A 15,859-nucleotide genomic window follows, 5' to 3' on the forward strand; every position below is an offset into this window, starting at 1 on the left:
GAGATCATCATGACCATGACCGAACAGCTGAATGCCCTGGGCTCCATCCTGGCTCAAGGCAGTTTGCACAGTCTGTTCCAACCGATCATTTGCCTCTCCGAACGTCGCATCCTCGGCTACGAAGCCCTGAGCCGCGGCCCGTCCAACAGCCCGTTGCACTCGCCCCTGGCGCTGTTTTCGGTCGCACGCCAGGGCGGGCTTCTCAATGAGTTGGAGATGGCGTGCCGGCAAAGCGCATGTCGGCGCTTCAGCGAGCAACAGTTGCCGGGCAAGCTGTTTCTCAACGTCTCACCGGAATCGTTGCTGGAGACCACCCACCAACCAGGGCGCACCTTGCACATGCTGCGCGACTTCGGCATCGCGCCCAGCCAGGTGGTGATCGAACTCACCGAACAATCACCGACCGACGACTTCCAACTGCTGCAAACCGCCCTGCATCACTACCGCAACATGGGGTTTTCGATTGCCCTGGATGACTTGGGTGCCGGCTATTCGAGCCTGCGGCTGTGGTCTGAATTGCGCCCCGACTATGTGAAGATCGACCGACACTTTATCGACGGGATCCACCAGGATGCGCTCAAGCGTGAGTTTGTCGGCTCGATCCTGCAAATCGCCAGGGCCTCCCGCGCGCAGGTGATTGCCGAAGGTATCGAGTTGCAGGAAGAGTTGGCGGTATTGACGGAAATGGGTGTGGACCTGATCCAGGGCTACCTGCTGTGTCGTCCCCAGGAGCATCCACCCCAGGAAGCGCGGTTGATGCTGGCCAGGCCCGACAGCACCAGCGTCTCGCTCAACGAAGAAGCCAGCGACCTCAGCGCCCTGCTCAACGAACAACCCGCCGTGGCCCAGCACACGCCTACCGCCAATGTGCTGGAAGCCTTTCGCCGCCAGGCCAACCTCAATTCCCTGGCGGTGCTGGACGAGCTTGGCCAGCCCATCGGTATCGTGCATCGGCACTCGTTGTCTGATGTGCTGCTCAAGCCGTTTGCCACCGACCTGTTTGCGCGCAAGCCCATCAGCCGCTTGATGAGCGATGACTTCCTGGCCGTGGAGCTGAGCCAGTCGTTGCAACAGGTCAGCCGCCTGCTGACCAGTCGGGCGCGGCAACGGATCGAAGAAGATTTCATCATCACCCAGAACGGCAACTACCTGGGGTTGGGCCGGGTGATCGACGTGCTCAAGTTGATTACTGAGCTGAAAATCCAACAGGCGCGCTACGCCAACCCGCTGACCCTGCTACCGGGCAACGTGCCAATCCAGCAGTGCCTGACACGGCTGTTGCAGCAGCAGCGCGAGTCAGTGATTTGTTATGTGGATATCGACAGTTTCAAGCCGTTCAACGATATCTATGGCTATGGGCGTGGCGATGAAGTGCTGCTGTGCCTGGCACAATGCCTCAACGACCGGGTGGACCCCAGCCGCGACTTTGTCGGGCATATTGGTGGCGATGACTTTTTGCTGGTGCTCGGCGCCCAGGATTGGCGTAAGCGGCTCAACCAGTTGGTGGATGATTTCCAGACCCAGTGCCGGCGTTTCTACCGCAGTGAGCATCTGGAGGCCGGCTGTTTTATCGCCCTGAATCGCCAAGGCCTGCGTCAGGAGTTTGCCCTGCTGTCGTTGTCCATCGGCGTGGTGCATCTGCATCCATTGAGCTGTGGCCACCTGGATGCCAGCCAACTGGCCGAATTGGCCTCGCAGGCCAAGCATCACGCCAAGAACGTGGCCGGCTACAGCATCCACGTGATCGACAGCCGCGAACTCCTGTAGGAACTGGCTTACCGGCGCCTACAACTGCTCCAGGCGTATCTGCGCCAGCGGATGCCCGGCCTTGGCGGCGATGGTCCACCAACGTGCGGCTTCAGCCGGGTCCGGGGCCTTGCCCAGGCTGCCTGCCAGGCTCAGCACACCGACTTGATAGGCCGCCTTGCCATCGCCTGCCTGCCCCGCCAGGCGCAGCAAGCGCACGCCTTCTTCCCGCGCGCCCAGCCCTTGGCCACGAAAGGTCAGGATATGCCCATAAAAACTTTGTGCATCGACATTGCCCAGGTTGGCCATGCGTGCGAACTGGCCCTCCAGCCAGTGCCAGCCACGGGGCTGACGCACAAACCATGACCAATGAAACAACCGGCGTGCCAGCCAATAGCTGGCATACGCTTTGAGCTTCCAGAACACTCAGGCCTCCGCTGATTCAGGATATTGGTACTCGAACACTCGGACCACTTCCGAGGCATGCCAGGATGCTGCGGCGACACCATCGGAAGGTCCACAGAAACGCCCAAGGCGTTCGACACATTCAAAAAAACCGGTACGCGGCAACCGGCTCGCGCCCTGGCTGATTACCAGGGAACTGCGTAGCGGTTGCTCGGCCTTGGCATCCAGGGCAGCCAGGTGTTCCAGGGCCGCGGTCAGGGTTTGCATCGCCGGCGTCGGAAACTGCAGGCGCTCAAGCAATGCACGATAAGTCAAAAGATGGCGTTGGCGACGGGCCTGATCAAGTTCGTTGAGCAACCCATCCCAATGTTGACGGCTGATGCGCACACTCACGTTTCATCCCTCCACCCAGCAATCCCCAACTCCCAGGCCAGGCTGCGACGGATCGCGGCATCCGGCTGGCGTTCACCACTTTCAATCAAGCCCAGGTAGGACGGGCTGATGCCCACGGTGCGGGCCAATGCCTCAATGGCCAGGCCCTTGGCTTCGCGCAGGTTGCGCAAGTGCGCCAGGGGGCGTAGATCCGTCGCGGTCGCGACGGGAGGGGTCTGTACAGCAGGAGTGCTTGGTTGCTGCAGGCCGGCGGCTGTTAACAGCGCCTGGTACTGAGCCCATGGCAGAACCGCATATTCGGGTTCGCCATCCCGTGAAATGATCTGTATATCCATGACTGCCCCGTAGGATCACAACACTTACGAAGTAAGTACTTTCCTTAGGAGTGTAATCCTAACAGCCGCAAAGAGCGCAGGGGGATAATCCGCGCCTTCAGTTTTTTTTCGGGTTTTCCTGCTCCAGAAGCTGCGGTGTGGCGGGCAAGCGCTCGACCACCACCAGCTTCTCCGGGCGTTGGCGTTCACGCCAGGCGCGGAAGGCACTCAACTCACCGTCCAGGGACTTCATGACCCAGGCCAGTACCGCGATGTCATCGAGCATGCCGAACATGGGCAAAAAGTCCGGGATCGCATCAATCGGGCTGAGAAAGTACATCAGCCCCGCTACCACCGATATCAGCGCCTTGGGGCTGATCGCCCGGTACTCGCCACGCCAGTAGGCCAGGCACAGCGCCTGGAGCAGCTTGAGGTCGTCCTTGAGCTTGCCCAGGCGGTTACCCTGGCTTGAGCCTTTGGCGGCGACCGCGAACAACAAGGTCGGCAGGCGTCCACGCCCGAGCAGCCGTGCGGCCAACGGTAGGAAGCGGGTGAAATTCCAGGGTGCTTTCATCGTCACTCCAGTTCCAGGCGAGAGAAAAGGTTATCCACACAACTTGTGGATAACCTTGTGAACAGAGGCCATTTTCGCGGCTGAAAGCCCCGTAATACAAGGCCTACAGTCAGATCGGGCGTTTTTTGCGCACATAAAAAAATCCCAAGATTTCATTGACTTGGGGTGCATCTGCGGCTACCCGTGCCGAGGTATAGCATCAGACTGCTCTAAGTCGCAGGCGTTCGTTCGGATTTAACCCACGCCCCTCCACAACCACGGTCAACTGTGGGAGCTGTCGAGCTTTAGCGAGGCGGCGATGGCGGCGGCATTACCAGCAGCAATGTTGCCTGACCCACTGCTATCGCAGCCTCGCCGGGGCTCGACAGCTCCCACACGGATCAAGCCCTGGCCCAGAAACAACAACGCCCCGTATAAACGGGGCGTTGGATGTTCAACTGCTGCTTACTTGGCAGCAGGTGCCTCAGGAGCCTCGGCCTTGGCCGGGTCCTTGATTGCCAGCAGCTCCAGGTCAAAGACCAGTACGGAGTTGGCTGGAATCGCCGGGCTCGGGCTCTGGGCGCCGTAGGCCAGGTCGGACGGGATGTACAACTCGACCTTCTCACCCACGTGCATCAGTTGCAGGCCTTCGACCCAACCCGGGATCACGCCGCTGACCGGCAGGTCAATCGGGCTGCCGCGATCCACGGAGCTGTCAAAGGTGGTGCCGTTGGTCAGCTTGCCGGTGTAGTGCACAGTCACTACGTCGGTCGGCTTGGGCTGGGCGCCTTCGGCCTTCTTCACGATCTTGTATTGCAGACCGGAAGCGGTGGTGACCACGCCGTCTTTCTTGGCGTTGTCTTCGAGGTATTTCTTGCCGGCGGCTGCCGACTCTTCGCTCATCTTGGTCATGCGCTCTTCAGCACGCTTTTGCAGTGCGGAAAAGGCTTCAACCAGTTCTTCGTCCTTCAGCTTCTGCTCTTTCTTGCCGACGGCATCTTCGATGCCTTGGGCAACTGCCTTGGAGTCCAGGTCATCCATACCTTCCTGAGCCAGGCTTTTGCCCATGTTCAGGCCGATACCGTAGGAAGCTTTCTGCGCCGGGGTTTTCAGCTCTACGCTGGTTTGCGAATCACAACCCGCAAGTACCAGGCTAACCAGGGCCACCGCCGCCGCCAACCGATGCTGTTTCATGCTATTTCCTTGTTCATGCGCCAAAAGGGCATTCGAATAAAGTCGCGAGCTTATCAGGCGGCCACGACCAATGGCTACCGGCATGTGAGCAGGAAACTTCTGATAAGTTCACGTGTTTAAAAGCATTTTCATCTGCGTCAAAGTCCGACGAAGGACAGCAGGCAAGCCGAAAACCGCCGGTGCAGACCGATCATGGCTACTTGCCGCCTGCCTCGCTCGGTGGCATAAGGACGCAACAACTCGACAAGGATAGTTATCTTGCGCATTTTTTCCCGTGTTTTACTCCTGATCCTGTCACTTCTGGGACTGGCTCTGGCCGTGGTGCTTTATTACGTGCTCAACCCGAAGCTGCCGGATTACGTGCCGGTGGACCAGGTGCACTACCAGGACCAATGGACCACCGCCGACCGCCAGGTCTACTACTTCACGCCCCAGGGCACCCAGGTCAAGGGCCTGCGTTATAACTGGTTCACCGCGCTGGAGCTGCCGTTTTCCGAGCAGCGCTTTGCCGAACCGGCTTACCTTGCGCGGTTCGGTTTCCTGGTAGACCCGCGGCAACAGGCCACACCCCAGAACCCCGGCAACCTGCCCGCTGGCTTCGCCCGGCACAAGAATGCCGGCAGCAACGCGGAGTTTCTCGATATCACCTGCGCCGCCTGCCACACCGGCGAGTTGCGCTTCAATGGCCAGGCGCTGCGCATCGACGGGGGCGCAGCGCAACACGTGCTGCCCTCCAGCGTACCGACCCTGCGCGGTGGCAGCTTCGGCCAGGCCCTAGTGGCCAGCCTCGCCGCCACCTATTACAACCCGCTGAAGTTCAGGCGTTTTGCCCACAACGTGCTGGGGGATCAATACGACGCCCAGTACGATCAGTTGCGCCAGGACTTCAAAAAGTCCCTGGACACCTTCCTCAAGGTGGCCTGGAACGATACCCACCGTGGCCTCTACCCCACCGAAGAAGGCCCGGGGCGCACCGACGCCTTCGGTCGTATCGCCAACGCCAGCTTTGGTGATGCCATTTCGCCGGACAACTACCGTATCGCCAACGCGCCGGTGGACTACCCGCAGTTGTGGGACATGTGGACCTTCGACTGGGTGCAATGGAATGGCTCGGCCCAGCAACCCATGGCGCGTAATATCGGCGAGGCGTTGGGCGTGGGCGCGACCCTGGACTTCTTCGACAGCGCCGGCCAGCCGCTCAAGGGCGAGGCGCGCTACCCCTCCAGCGTGCGGGTGCGTGACTTGAACCTGATCGAAGAAACCCTGCAACGGCTCAAACCACCGACCTGGCCTGAAGCGTTGTTCGGTGCCGTGGACAAACCCCTGGCCGCCAGGGGCCGCGCGCTGTTTGCCGAAAACTGCGCCGGCTGCCACGTACCCAGCGTAACCCTGGTCAACGGGCGCCCGGTGCAACAACTGAAAATGCTGCCCGTGGACTACATCGGCACCGACCCCGGCACCGCCAGCAATATTGCCAACCAGCGCTATGACCTCAGCGCCCTGCAATGGGACCCGGCCGAGTTGGCGCAGTTGAATGTCGAGTTGCACCCGACACCGACCGAACCGCTGGACCTGCGCAGCCTGTCTGTGGCCAAGGGCCTGGCTTATGTCACCGCATTTGTCGAAGAACACGCCTACCGCGCCGCCGGCATCACCCCGGCAGAACGCCCACGCCTGGACGGCTACGGCCTGCCCATCGGCGTGCGCGAACTGTGGGCCTACAAGGCCCGCCCACTGGCCGGCGTGTGGGCCACGCCGCCGTTCCTGCACAATGGCTCGGTGCCTACGCTCTACCAGTTGCTTTCGCCACAGTACGAGCGCAGTCGTACCTTCTATAAAGGCACCTTCGATTACGACCCGCGCCACCTGGGTTATCGCACCGAAGCCTTTAAAAACGCCTTCCTGTTCGATACAAACATCACCGGCAACCACAACAGCGGCCACGAATTTCGCGCAGGCAAGCGTGGCAACGGGGTGATTGGCCGGGGCCTGGAGCCTGAGGAACGCTGGGCGCTGCTCGAGTACCTGAAAGTACTGGGCGGCCCGTTGGAGCAGCAACTGCCATGACTTCCCCCTTTCGATACAAGGATCGTTCCATGCTCGCTCGACTGTGGTTGCGCCTCGGCGCATTTCTCGGCAAGACACTGTTATGGCTGGTGGGCCTGGGCTTGCTCGGCTGGCTGGCGGCCACCCTGTGGTTCGCCTGGCACCACAGCGGCCCGGTGCCTGTAGAGGAACAGATCCCGCCCGGCGAAGCCGCCATGACCCAAGGCATCATTCAGACGGCGGTGCGCATCGTCGACCAGCATCGCGAAGGCACCCGCTACCTGCGTGATGCGCATGCCAAGGCCCACGGCTGCGTGAAAGCCGAAGTCAGCGTGCTGCCGGGCCTCGACCCGGCGTTGCGCCAGGGCGTGTTCGCTGAACCGGGCAAGACCTGGCAGGCGCTGATGCGCCTGTCCAACGGCAACGCTTATCCACAGTTCGATAGCATCCGCGACGCCCGCGGCATGGCGATCAAACTGCTGGACGTGCCGGGCAAGCAACTGCTGGCCGATCAACAGGCGCGTGCCGAGCAGGACTTTGTGATGTTCAGCCACCCCAACTTTTTCGTCAGCGACGTGGCGGAGTACGCGCAAAACATCGGGGCCCAGGCCGATGGCCAGAAAGCCATGGCGTTTTTCCCCAGCCTAGACCCACGCAGTTGGCAGGTGCGACATCTGTTTATCGCCCTCGCGACGCTGGCGCCGGCGCCGGCCAGCCCGACAGAGGCGACGTACTTTTCAGTATCGCCCTACAAGTTTGGTGCGGCCAACGCCAAGTTCCGCGTTGCGCCAGACCCGCAGAGCTGCCCGCCATACAGCCTGCCGAAACAGAACCAGGACTTGCCGAACTTCTTGCGCAGCGCCTTGAACCAGCAGTTGTCCACCGACCGTATCGACGCGTGTTTTGTGTTGCAGATCCAGCGCCAGAACCCACAGAAATACATGCCTATCGAAGACACCAGTATCGAATGGAAGGAAAGCGACGCGCCCTACGAGAGCGTGGCGAAAATTCGCATTCCGGCGCAGGATTTCGACACACCTGCGCTGAACCTGGCCTGTGACAACCAGTCGTTCAACCCGTGGTTTGGCGTGGAGGAACACCGGCCGATTGGTGGGATCAACCGGTTGCGCAAGGCGGTGTATGAGGCGGTGAGTGATTATCGGCATAGCCGTAACACTCCCTGACTAAACCCTGGAGGAGCTGGCTGGCCAGCGATGACAATCAGGGTGTCAGTCACCCAGCGTTATCGTTGACGACCATCGCGGGCAAGCCCGCTCCCACAGGATTGGCCAGCAACCATTGCTGAAAGCTGCGCGCCGCCGAGGGCGGGTTGCGGTGCTGCGGTTGCATCAGTTGCAGGCGGCCACGGCTGTGCATGTGGTGGGGCAAGGCCAGTTGCAGGCGGCCAGCCGCCAGTTCACCCTCCAGCAAGCACTTCCAGCCCAGGGCCACACCGTGCCCCATCACCGCCGACTGCATCAGCAACTGATAGCTGTTGGTGCGCAAGGCATGACGGGGCGTGTGGTATTGCGCACCGATATCGGCGAACCAGTCGGCCCAGGTCAGCCAGTCGTGATAGTGGTCTTCGACGATCAACAAGGTGTGACTGTGCAGCAGGTGTTGGGCATCGCGGATCGTGCCGTGACGCTCAATGTAGCCGGGGCTGCACACGGTAATGACCTGTTCGCTGGCAAATACCGGGGTCAGTTCCAGGCCGTGGGGCGGCGGCAGTTCGTCCAGGTGATAGAACAGGCCCAGGTCATATTCGCTGACATCCAGGTGGCTTGGGCTTTCACTGCACAAGATGCGGATATCCAGGTCCGGGTGCTCACGCTGGAAGGCCGGCAGCAGCGCAGCAAGCCAGATGGAACTGATAGTCGGCGTGCTGGCCAGGGTCAGTTGGCGATCGGCGCCACGCCGGCGCAGCTCCGCCGACTCGCGATCAAGCTCGCGCAGCAGCCGCTGGATGGTGCGAAAGTAACGCACGCCGGCCGGTGTCAGGCTCAGGCCCAAGGCCAGCCGATAAAACAGCGGCCGCGCCAGGTCTTCCTCCAGGCGCTTGATCTGCCGGCTCACCGCGCTTTGGGTCAGGTTCAGCTCATGGGCCGCCTGGGTGAAACTCAAATGACGGGCGGCCGCTTCAAACGTCTGCAAACAATTGAGCGGTGGAAGATCGACGTTTCGGCGCGACATGCAGGGGCCCGTGGTTGATCAGACAAGCAGGCATCCTGCCATTTGCCCGCTCACAACGCGACCCGCGCGACACGTTTGTTCCAGGTTCGGTGATGGACCTGTACCCCGTTTTCCCGCGCGTGCTGTTGGGCCTCGACGTAGAACCACTGGGCGTCGGCATGCACCTGCAGGCGGCTGTCGACTTCCACCGACCACGGCCCGCGCTCGACGCGGTAGTGCCACTGGATATCGGCCCGGGTCGACAACGGGTCCCAGGGCAAGGTGCGATAGAGCTCGGTGCAGCGCTGGTCCACCGCCAGACCGTGCTCGGTGAAGCGCACAGCGCCCAGGTCGTCCTCGATTTTCACGCAGACTTCGCCACTGCCCACATCCTCGATCAACGTGCGCTTGGGTGCGGCCGCCCGCAGAGTCTGCAGTGCCGCCGGGGCAGCCGCTTGCGGTGCGCCGAATGGGCATGGCACCGCCGCACCACTGAAGATCGGCAATTGCACACGTTGCAGGGCGGGTAGCACGGTCAGGGTGGTCAGCTCACGGCTGGGCCACAGCAACGGAAAACTCGCGGTGCTGAGGGCCAGGCGCAGACGATGGCCAGCCGGCACCCGCGTGCCGATGTGATCCAGGCTCAACTGCACGTCCATGGGTTCGCCTGGCACGGGTGGTGTCAGACGCGAGGCATCTTCACGCAGGGCAAGGTTAAGCACGCCGTAGGTGATCTGCGTGACCTGGCCGTCGGGCGCCACGGCATTCAGTCGCGCCACCAGTTGCCCGCAGGTGGTATCGCTGGCCAGGCGCAGTTGCAAACGCACATCGCCCAGCAGCGCCAGGGGTTCGGCCAGTGGCTGGGAGTCGAAACACAGCGATTGCGCATCGTCGCGACGCTGATCGGTCGGGCCGTCAGGGCCGAACCAGATGGCGCAGTATTCGCCCTGGTGCAGGCCAGTGGTCAGTGGCGAACAGATCCTGCGTGCGCTGCCCAGTGGCTGCAGGCCGGGCGTGAGGCCACGGTCGTCGAGGCTGTAGTCAGTCCATTGGACCTGGGAATCGGGCCAGCCCGATGTCTGCACCCAGATGCCCGGCCGCTCGGCATAACTGCCTTTGGGTGCCAGTACATCCTGTAGGTAAAAGGTGCAGGCTGCGTCGTCCATTACCCCATTATCGATACCTTTGAGCCAATGGTCCCACCAGCGCTTGGCCTCCTGCAGGAAACCAATGGCCGGGTTGGGCACGGCAAAATGCGGGTACTTGTGGATCCATGGGCCGATCATGGCTTTCTTCGGGCCTGGCAGATGCTGCATCAGGCGCGGCACCGCATTCTTGTAGGCGTCGCCCCAACCGCCCACGGCGTACACCGCCGCCTTGATCGCCGAGTAGTCCTCGCAGACCGAGCCGTGACGCCAGTAGGCATCGCGGGTCTGGTGCTGCAACCAGGTTTCGGCCAGCAACGGCATGGCGTCCAGGCGTTGATGCCACAGGGTTTTCCAGGCATCGCCGACCAGTTGCGGGTCCGGCACCGCCGCGCTGAAGTTGAGCATGGTTGCGGCCCAGCCGAAGTTCTCCAGCAGCAGGTTGCCGCCCTTGTAATGGATGTCATCGGCAAAGCGGTCATCGGTGGAGCACAGGGTGATGATCGCCTTCAACGCCTCGGGCTGGCGCGCCGCGACTTGCAGGCTGTTGAAACCACCCCAGGAGATGCCCATCATCCCCAGGTTGCCGTCGCACCAGGGTTGCTGGCACAGCCATTCGATCACTTCGAGGGCGTCATTCTGTTCCTGCAACAGGTACTCGTCGGCCATCAAGCCCTCGGATTCGCCGTTGCCGCGCATATCAACGCGCACGCAGACATAGCCCTGCCCCGCCATCCACGGATGGGTCAGCGCATCGCGCACCGCCGTGCCATCGCGCTTGCGATAGGGCAAGTATTCGAGGATCGCCGGGAAGGCCTGCGCGCTGGCGGTTTCAGGCAGCCAGATGCGAGCCGCCAGTTGCGTACCGTCGCTCATGGGGATCAGGCAATGTTCTATTTCACGGACTGTGTAGGCAAATTCGGTGACGATTTCCATCGGTAACTCCAGCAACAAACAGGCAAGTCAGCGGGCAAAATCCGCCACGGGGCTGGCATCACGCAGGCCAGGCTCAATCGTCGGTGCCACTGCCTTTACCTCCAGCAGCGCCGGGTTCTTCAACCAGTAGATCAACGACGTGCTGGCCAGCAGCACCAGGATCATTCCCGGCAAGCCGCCGAGGTTGGAGAGCATCTTCACCCCGTCGATACCGACAAAGGCCACCATGACCCAGGACACCGTGCCGATGATCACGCCCCAGACGATCTTCAGCAGCGGGTTGCCGTCCAGGTCCGAATCAGCGGTAACCCCCTTGCTGCACAGGTTGGCGATCACGTCGGTGCTGGAGTCGGCGGCAGTGACGAACGAGATGAACGCGACAAACAGCAGGAACGCAATCATCAAGCCGCTGGCCGGCAACTGCTGGAACATCTGGTACAACACATGCTCCACGCCTTGTTCGTTGAGCACGCGGTTCAAACTGCCGTCGCCCAGCGCATCGAAGTACAGGCTGCTGCCGGAAAAGATGCAGATCCACAGCGCGGTGAACAACGCCGGGTACAGCATGTTGATATGGATAAATTCGCGCACCGTGTAGCCCCGGCCGATCTTGCCGAGAAACAGCGCACTGACCGGGGCCCAGGCGAACCACACCGACCAGTAGAACACCGTCCAACTCTGCGGCCAGCTGTCGCCACTGGCAGCGCCGGTGAACAGGCTGCGGCTGAAAAAGGTGTCGAGGTAGACCCCCAGGGACTCGACGCCCAGGCTGAACATGTACAGGGTCGGCCCGCACAGCAATACAAACCCGCCCAGGGCCAGCATGATCCAGGTGTTGAACGACGACAGCATGACGATGCCGCGTTGCAGGCCGCTGGCAGCCGAGGCCACGAAAGTGATGACGATCACCGCGATGATCAGCGCCAGGCGCAACGGCGTGGTTTCGCCGCCGATGTATTGGCTCAGGCCGCCGGACAAGGTCAGCGCGCCGGTGCCCAGGGACGAGGCCATGCCCGTCACCAGGGCGAACATTGCCAGGGTGTCGATCAGCCCGGCATACCGCTTGACCCGCGCGGCGCCGAGCAAGGGTTGCAACATGGCGCCAATCGAGAAATGGCTGCGCAGGTTGTAGAACACCAGGGCAAAGACCAGGGAGGGCACCAGGTAAATCGCGTAAGGGGTGATCGTCCAGTGCAGGAACATCGTCGACAGGGCAAAACTTTTGGCCGCCGCGCTGCCCGCCTCGATCGGCAGGCTGCTGGGCGGTGAATACACATGGTAGAGCGGTTCGGCCGTGGTCCAGAACAACACGCCCACCGCCAGGGTGGTACACAGCGCGACCATGAACCAACGCCATTTGCTCAACAGGGGCGTAGCGCCCTCTCCGCCGATGCGCACCTTGCCCAGGGGCGAAAAATAGACGATCGCGGTCAGTACCACCATGGCAAAGGAACCGGCGCTGAACAGCCAGGAAAAGTTTTGCAGGATCACCGTATTGAGTTGCTTGCTCACGGCGAGGAATGCCTTGAGGTCGACGTAGCTGGCGATCACCGCCACCAGCAGAATCAGAAAGGTTGGCCAGAAGACCAAAGGACGCAATGGGTATTTCATCTCGTGCGCTTCCCCAGACAGACTATTTTTATTGCCTTTGCAGGCCATTGTTAGAAAGCGGGCACCGTGAGCGCCCGCCTTGAAGTCTTCGCGTGGGTATAGATAAGCGTGAGTGCCGGCTGCGATGCAATCGACCAATAGGTATGGGGGTATTCCGTCAGCTCATGAGCTGATCAGAGACTTTCAACAAAAGCAGAATGACATTCACTTGATCTATGAAGGTCAAAAATGTGAGAGCTTGCTTGCCTGCGATGGCGAGGATAGGTGCAAGTGTATGGTCATTCAAACGACTGTTTTCAGGTTGTTGCCCTCGCAAACGATCGAATGCATTTGCGCCCTTGAGCGGCTATCGACCCTCGGGTAATGTCATCAGACCCATAGGATAGAGCACGCCCATGACTTCCAAGCTGGAACAACTCAAGCAATTCACGACGGTAGTGGCCGATACCGGCGACTTTGAAGCTATCGCCCGCGTCAAGCCGCAGGATGCCACCACCAACCCGTCCCTCTTGCTCAAGGCTGCGTCAATTCCAGCCTACGCCAAGCTGCTGGATGCCTGCGTACAGGATTGCAACGGTGATGTGGGCCTGGCCAGTGACCGTTTTGCGGTGGCCGTCGGGCAAGAGATCCTTAAAGTGGTGCCAGGGCGTATTTCCACCGAGGTGGATGCCCGCCTGTCGTTCGACACTGACGCGGTACTCAAGCGCGCACATCGCCTGATCGGCCTGTACGAAGACGCTGGCATTGGCCGCGACCGCGTGCTGATCAAGATCGCATCCACCTGGGAAGGCATTCGCGCCGCCGAGCAGTTGGAAAAGGAAGGTATCCAGACCAACCTGACCCTGTTGTTCTCCTTCGCCCAGGCCGTGGCCTGCGCTGAAGCCGGGGTGTTCCTGATTTCGCCGTTCGTGGGTCGTATCTACGACTGGTACAAAAAGGCCAATGGCAACGACTACACCGGTGCCGATGACCCAGGCGTGCAGTCGGTAACGCGCATCTACAACTACTACAAGGCCAATGGCTACAAGACTGTGGTGATGGGCGCGAGTTTCCGCAACCTGAGCCAGATCGAAGAGCTGGCCGGCTGCGATCGCCTGACCATCAGCCCGGATTTGCTGGAGAAGCTGGCAGCCGACAATGGCAAGCTTGCGCGCAAGTTGGCCCCAGGCCATGCCGGTGAAGCCCGTGTGCACATGACCGAGGCGCAATTCCGTTGGGAGTCCAACGAGGATGCCATGGCCACTGAGAAGCTGGCTGAGGGCATTCGTCAGTTTGCTCGTGACCAGGAGAAACTGGAGGCGTTGTTGAGCGCCAAGCTGTAAAAAGCGGGCGCGGTAAAAAGGGCGGTATCCGTTAGGATGCCGCCCTTTTTTGTACCGTTCAGTATGTGTTGGCTGGGCTGGCGCTATCGCAGGCAAGCCAGCTCCCACATTTTGACCGTGCTCCAACAGTCAGATCAGTGGCGCTCCAGGGCGTTGACCAGGTCGTGGAACGCTTCGCGGTTGGATTCGTTCAAGCCCATCAGGATCTTGTGCGCCTCCAGCACCTTGAGTCGTACCACTTCCTCGGACTGGTCCTGGGAGGGCAAGTCGGTCAGGCATTCCGGGCACGGGATCGGGCGGTCAACGATGTTGAACACTTGATCGAAACCCATCGACTGCAAGAGCCGAGTGATGTCTTCGTGGGTGGTGACGACGGTCGGCAGCAGTCCGACCTTCTGCCGAGACAGAATGGACAACTTGGCCAACAGCCCAAGGGTGGTGCTATCGATGCTGCGGGTTTCGGTCAGATCGATCACGATCGCCGAGAAGTTCAAGGCTGTGAAAATCCGCTCAATCGTTGCATCCAGCGCCGAACACAAGGTCAGGCGCACTTCACCGACAAATTTCAGGACGAAGGTCCCTTCTTGTTCGGCGAATTGGATTCTTCCGGTACTCATCAAAGATTCCTGCTCAACACCAATAGGGCGATATCATCCGGCATCTCCCCTAGCGTGGCCAATCCAAAAACCTGCCGCAGACCATCCAGGCTGCCGCCCGCCGACCTGACCCGTTGGGGTAAGGCGGCTTCTTTCTCCTTGAGTGTAGGCTCTGGAAGAAGGTCCAGGATGCCGTCGGACATCAGCGTCAGGCTGAAGGCCGGCGGCAGTTCCAGGATGTGGTCTTCATAGGTGGCTTCATTGAACAAGCCAACCGGCAGACCACGCCCTTCCAGATAACGCACACTGTCTGGAGTGTATAAAACCGGCAATGGCAGGTGACCGCCAATGCTATAGGTCAAAAGACCGGTTTCTTCGTCAATCACGCCGCCTACCATCGTCACGTGCTTGCCCAGCTTGCAGCTGATCAGGCCCCGGTTGATGTGGCCCAGCACTTGCGAGGGGGTGAACTCTGGCAAGGTGCCATTGCGCTTGGATTCGAACAACAACCGTGTGGTCATGAACTTCAACAACACGGTGACAAAAGCGGAGGAAGCACCGTGTCCGGAGACGTCGGCCAGATAAAACGCGACCCGGCGCTCATCCACACGGAAATAGTCGACAAAATCACCCGACAGGTACAGCGACGGAATGATCTGGTGGGCGAACTGGAACTCGTCGATGCTCCACGGACTCACCGGCAGCATGTTCATCTGCACCTGGCGACCGGCGTTCTGGTCTTCCTGGAGCAGGTTGAGGCTGGCTTCGAGTTCACGGTTGGCGGTTTCGAGCTTCTCGCGGTAGCGCTGGTTTTCCAGCAACAGGCGGGCACGATCCAGCGCACGGCGCACCGAGTGCTCCAGTACGGCCAGGTCTTCCAGGGGCTTGATCAGGTAATCGGCGGCGCCCAGGCGCAAGGCTTCCACGGCGTCGTTCATCACCCCGGCACCGGACACGACAATCACGGGTGTCTGTGGGGCAAGCTCGGTCACCTGGCGGATCAGCTCAAGGCCGCCCATCTGGGGCATGCGCAGGTCGCAGATCACCAGGTCGGGCTGGTCGCGCTCGAACACCTGGAGACCCTGAAGACCATTGCCGGCCTGCAGGACGCTGAAGCCACTGTCTTCCAAATAGGCCGCGAGACTCGCGCGCACTACTTCGTCGTCATCGATTATCAGCAGCGTGGCACTGGTTTTCTGCATGTGGGCAAACGGCGCCAGAATTAGGTTGGCGTAGGCAGTCAGGCAATGGCCCGGCTCGCACTACTGGATTCGCTTTCTAGCCTCTCTGTCCTACAAAACATGCGCTTTTAACCGACGCACAAAGGTAAAGCAGAGGTGCCCTTCTAAGGCGCAGACGGTACTCCCATCCGTCAGGGGTTTCAAGCTCATGCCGATGGTCGCTGGGCGTCTTTACATCGCAAATC

The 15,859-nt window shown here is 60.9% G+C and carries 14 protein-coding genes; 4 read left to right on the forward strand and 10 right to left on the reverse strand.

The window, feature by feature from the left end; genetic code table 11:
- Positions 1-9 precede the first annotated feature (9 nt).
- On the forward strand, positions 10-1,767 hold the full coding sequence (locus KL786_RS08435) for a bifunctional diguanylate cyclase/phosphodiesterase (protein ID WP_286675707.1): 1,758 nt from the start codon (positions 10-12) through the stop codon (positions 1,765-1,767).
- A gap of 18 nt (positions 1,768-1,785) precedes the next feature.
- On the opposite strand, the gene KL786_RS08440 is transcribed toward KL786_RS08435, so the two are convergent.
- The 5 genes from KL786_RS08440 to bamJ all read right to left on the reverse strand — a co-directional run bounded on the left by KL786_RS08440 (position 1,786) and on the right by bamJ (position 4,605).
- Positions 1,786-2,172, reverse strand: coding sequence for a tetratricopeptide repeat protein (locus KL786_RS08440; RefSeq protein ID WP_032863273.1), 387 nt, complete (start codon positions 2,170-2,172; stop codon positions 1,786-1,788).
- The gene (locus KL786_RS08445; RefSeq protein WP_076964618.1) at positions 2,173-2,544 is read right to left on the reverse strand and encodes a hypothetical protein; all 372 of its coding nucleotides are present in this window, start codon (positions 2,542-2,544) and stop codon (positions 2,173-2,175) included.
- A complete protein-coding gene (locus tag KL786_RS08450) occupies positions 2,541-2,879 on the reverse strand; it encodes a helix-turn-helix domain-containing protein (protein ID WP_215517311.1) in 339 nt (112 codons plus the stop codon). The genes KL786_RS08445 and KL786_RS08450 overlap by 4 nt, the downstream gene beginning before the upstream one ends.
- 97 nt (positions 2,880-2,976) lie before the next feature.
- Positions 2,977-3,432, reverse strand: a complete 456-nt coding sequence (locus KL786_RS08455; RefSeq protein ID WP_076964616.1) for a YkvA family protein — start codon at positions 3,430-3,432, stop codon at positions 2,977-2,979.
- Positions 3,433-3,876: 444 nt separating this feature from the next.
- Positions 3,877-4,605, reverse strand: a complete 729-nt coding sequence (bamJ, locus tag KL786_RS08460; RefSeq protein WP_032863277.1) for a BamJ family beta-barrel-assembly machinery protein — start codon at positions 4,603-4,605, stop codon at positions 3,877-3,879.
- Positions 4,606-4,863: 258 nt separating this feature from the next.
- Between bamJ and KL786_RS08465 the strand changes: the two genes are divergently transcribed.
- Complete coding sequence (locus KL786_RS08465) at positions 4,864-6,672, forward strand: di-heme-cytochrome C peroxidase (protein WP_215517312.1); 1,809 nt, start codon at positions 4,864-4,866, stop codon at positions 6,670-6,672.
- A gap of 29 nt (positions 6,673-6,701) precedes the next feature.
- Positions 6,702-7,835, forward strand: a complete 1,134-nt coding sequence (locus KL786_RS08470; protein WP_215517313.1) for a catalase family protein — start codon at positions 6,702-6,704, stop codon at positions 7,833-7,835.
- 49 nt (positions 7,836-7,884) lie between these two features.
- Here KL786_RS08470 and KL786_RS08475 read toward each other — a convergent pair whose 3' ends face one another.
- Genes KL786_RS08475 through KL786_RS08485 form a run of 3 tightly spaced genes read right to left on the reverse strand, consistent with a single transcriptional unit; the run spans position 7,885 to position 12,515 of the window.
- Positions 7,885-8,844: a LysR substrate-binding domain-containing protein gene (locus tag KL786_RS08475; protein WP_215517314.1), complete on the reverse strand. Its 960-nt coding sequence runs from the start codon at positions 8,842-8,844 to the stop codon at positions 7,885-7,887.
- A gap of 50 nt (positions 8,845-8,894) precedes the next feature.
- The gene (locus KL786_RS08480) at positions 8,895-10,904 is read right to left on the reverse strand and encodes a CocE/NonD family hydrolase (protein ID WP_215517315.1); all 2,010 of its coding nucleotides are present in this window, start codon (positions 10,902-10,904) and stop codon (positions 8,895-8,897) included.
- 27 nt (positions 10,905-10,931) lie between these two features.
- Positions 10,932-12,515, reverse strand: coding sequence for a BCCT family transporter (locus tag KL786_RS08485; RefSeq protein WP_215517316.1), 1,584 nt, complete (start codon positions 12,513-12,515; stop codon positions 10,932-10,934).
- A gap of 395 nt (positions 12,516-12,910) precedes the next feature.
- Here KL786_RS08485 and tal point away from each other — a divergent pair, with 395 nt between their 5' ends.
- On the forward strand, positions 12,911-13,837 hold the full coding sequence (gene tal, locus KL786_RS08490) for a transaldolase (protein WP_032863284.1): 927 nt from the start codon (positions 12,911-12,913) through the stop codon (positions 13,835-13,837).
- A gap of 134 nt (positions 13,838-13,971) precedes the next feature.
- Here the strand turns inward: tal and rssC are convergent, their stop codons facing one another.
- Positions 13,972-14,454, reverse strand: coding sequence for an anti-sigma factor antagonist RssC (gene rssC / locus KL786_RS08495; protein WP_032863286.1), 483 nt, complete (start codon positions 14,452-14,454; stop codon positions 13,972-13,974).
- Complete coding sequence (gene rssB / locus KL786_RS08500) at positions 14,454-15,635, reverse strand: two-component system response regulator RssB (RefSeq protein ID WP_032863287.1); 1,182 nt, start codon at positions 15,633-15,635, stop codon at positions 14,454-14,456. The genes rssC and rssB overlap by 1 nt, the downstream gene beginning before the upstream one ends.
- Between the last annotated feature and the right edge of the window lie 224 nt (positions 15,636-15,859).

Origin of the sequence: Pseudomonas sp. TAE6080, from assembly GCF_018732265.1 — a bacterium.
In the GTDB taxonomy this organism is placed as follows: Bacteria; Pseudomonadota; Gammaproteobacteria; order Pseudomonadales; family Pseudomonadaceae; genus Aquipseudomonas; species Aquipseudomonas brenneri.

What these genes read in the sequence shown, in the direction of transcription:
- KL786_RS08435 (WP_286675707.1), top strand. Translation starts at nt 10, where the DNA reads ATGACCATGACCGAACAGCTGAATGCCCTGGGCTCCATCCTGGCTCAA.
- KL786_RS08450 (WP_215517311.1), bottom strand. Translation starts at nt 2,879, where the DNA reads ATGGATATACAGATCATTTCACGGGATGGCGAACCCGAATATGCGGTT.
- KL786_RS08455 (WP_076964616.1), bottom strand. Translation starts at nt 3,432, where the DNA reads ATGAAAGCACCCTGGAATTTCACCCGCTTCCTACCGTTGGCCGCACGG.
- bamJ (WP_032863277.1), bottom strand. Translation starts at nt 4,605, where the DNA reads ATGAAACAGCATCGGTTGGCGGCGGCGGTGGCCCTGGTTAGCCTGGTA.
- KL786_RS08470 (WP_215517313.1), top strand. Translation starts at nt 6,702, where the DNA reads ATGCTCGCTCGACTGTGGTTGCGCCTCGGCGCATTTCTCGGCAAGACA.
- KL786_RS08475 (WP_215517314.1), bottom strand. Translation starts at nt 8,844, where the DNA reads ATGTCGCGCCGAAACGTCGATCTTCCACCGCTCAATTGTTTGCAGACG.
- KL786_RS08480 (WP_215517315.1), bottom strand. Translation starts at nt 10,904, where the DNA reads ATGGAAATCGTCACCGAATTTGCCTACACAGTCCGTGAAATAGAACAT.
- KL786_RS08485 (WP_215517316.1), bottom strand. Translation starts at nt 12,515, where the DNA reads ATGAAATACCCATTGCGTCCTTTGGTCTTCTGGCCAACCTTTCTGATT.
- tal (WP_032863284.1), top strand. Translation starts at nt 12,911, where the DNA reads ATGACTTCCAAGCTGGAACAACTCAAGCAATTCACGACGGTAGTGGCC.
- rssC (WP_032863286.1), bottom strand. Translation starts at nt 14,454, where the DNA reads ATGAGTACCGGAAGAATCCAATTCGCCGAACAAGAAGGGACCTTCGTC.
- rssB (WP_032863287.1), bottom strand. Translation starts at nt 15,635, where the DNA reads ATGCAGAAAACCAGTGCCACGCTGCTGATAATCGATGACGACGAAGTA.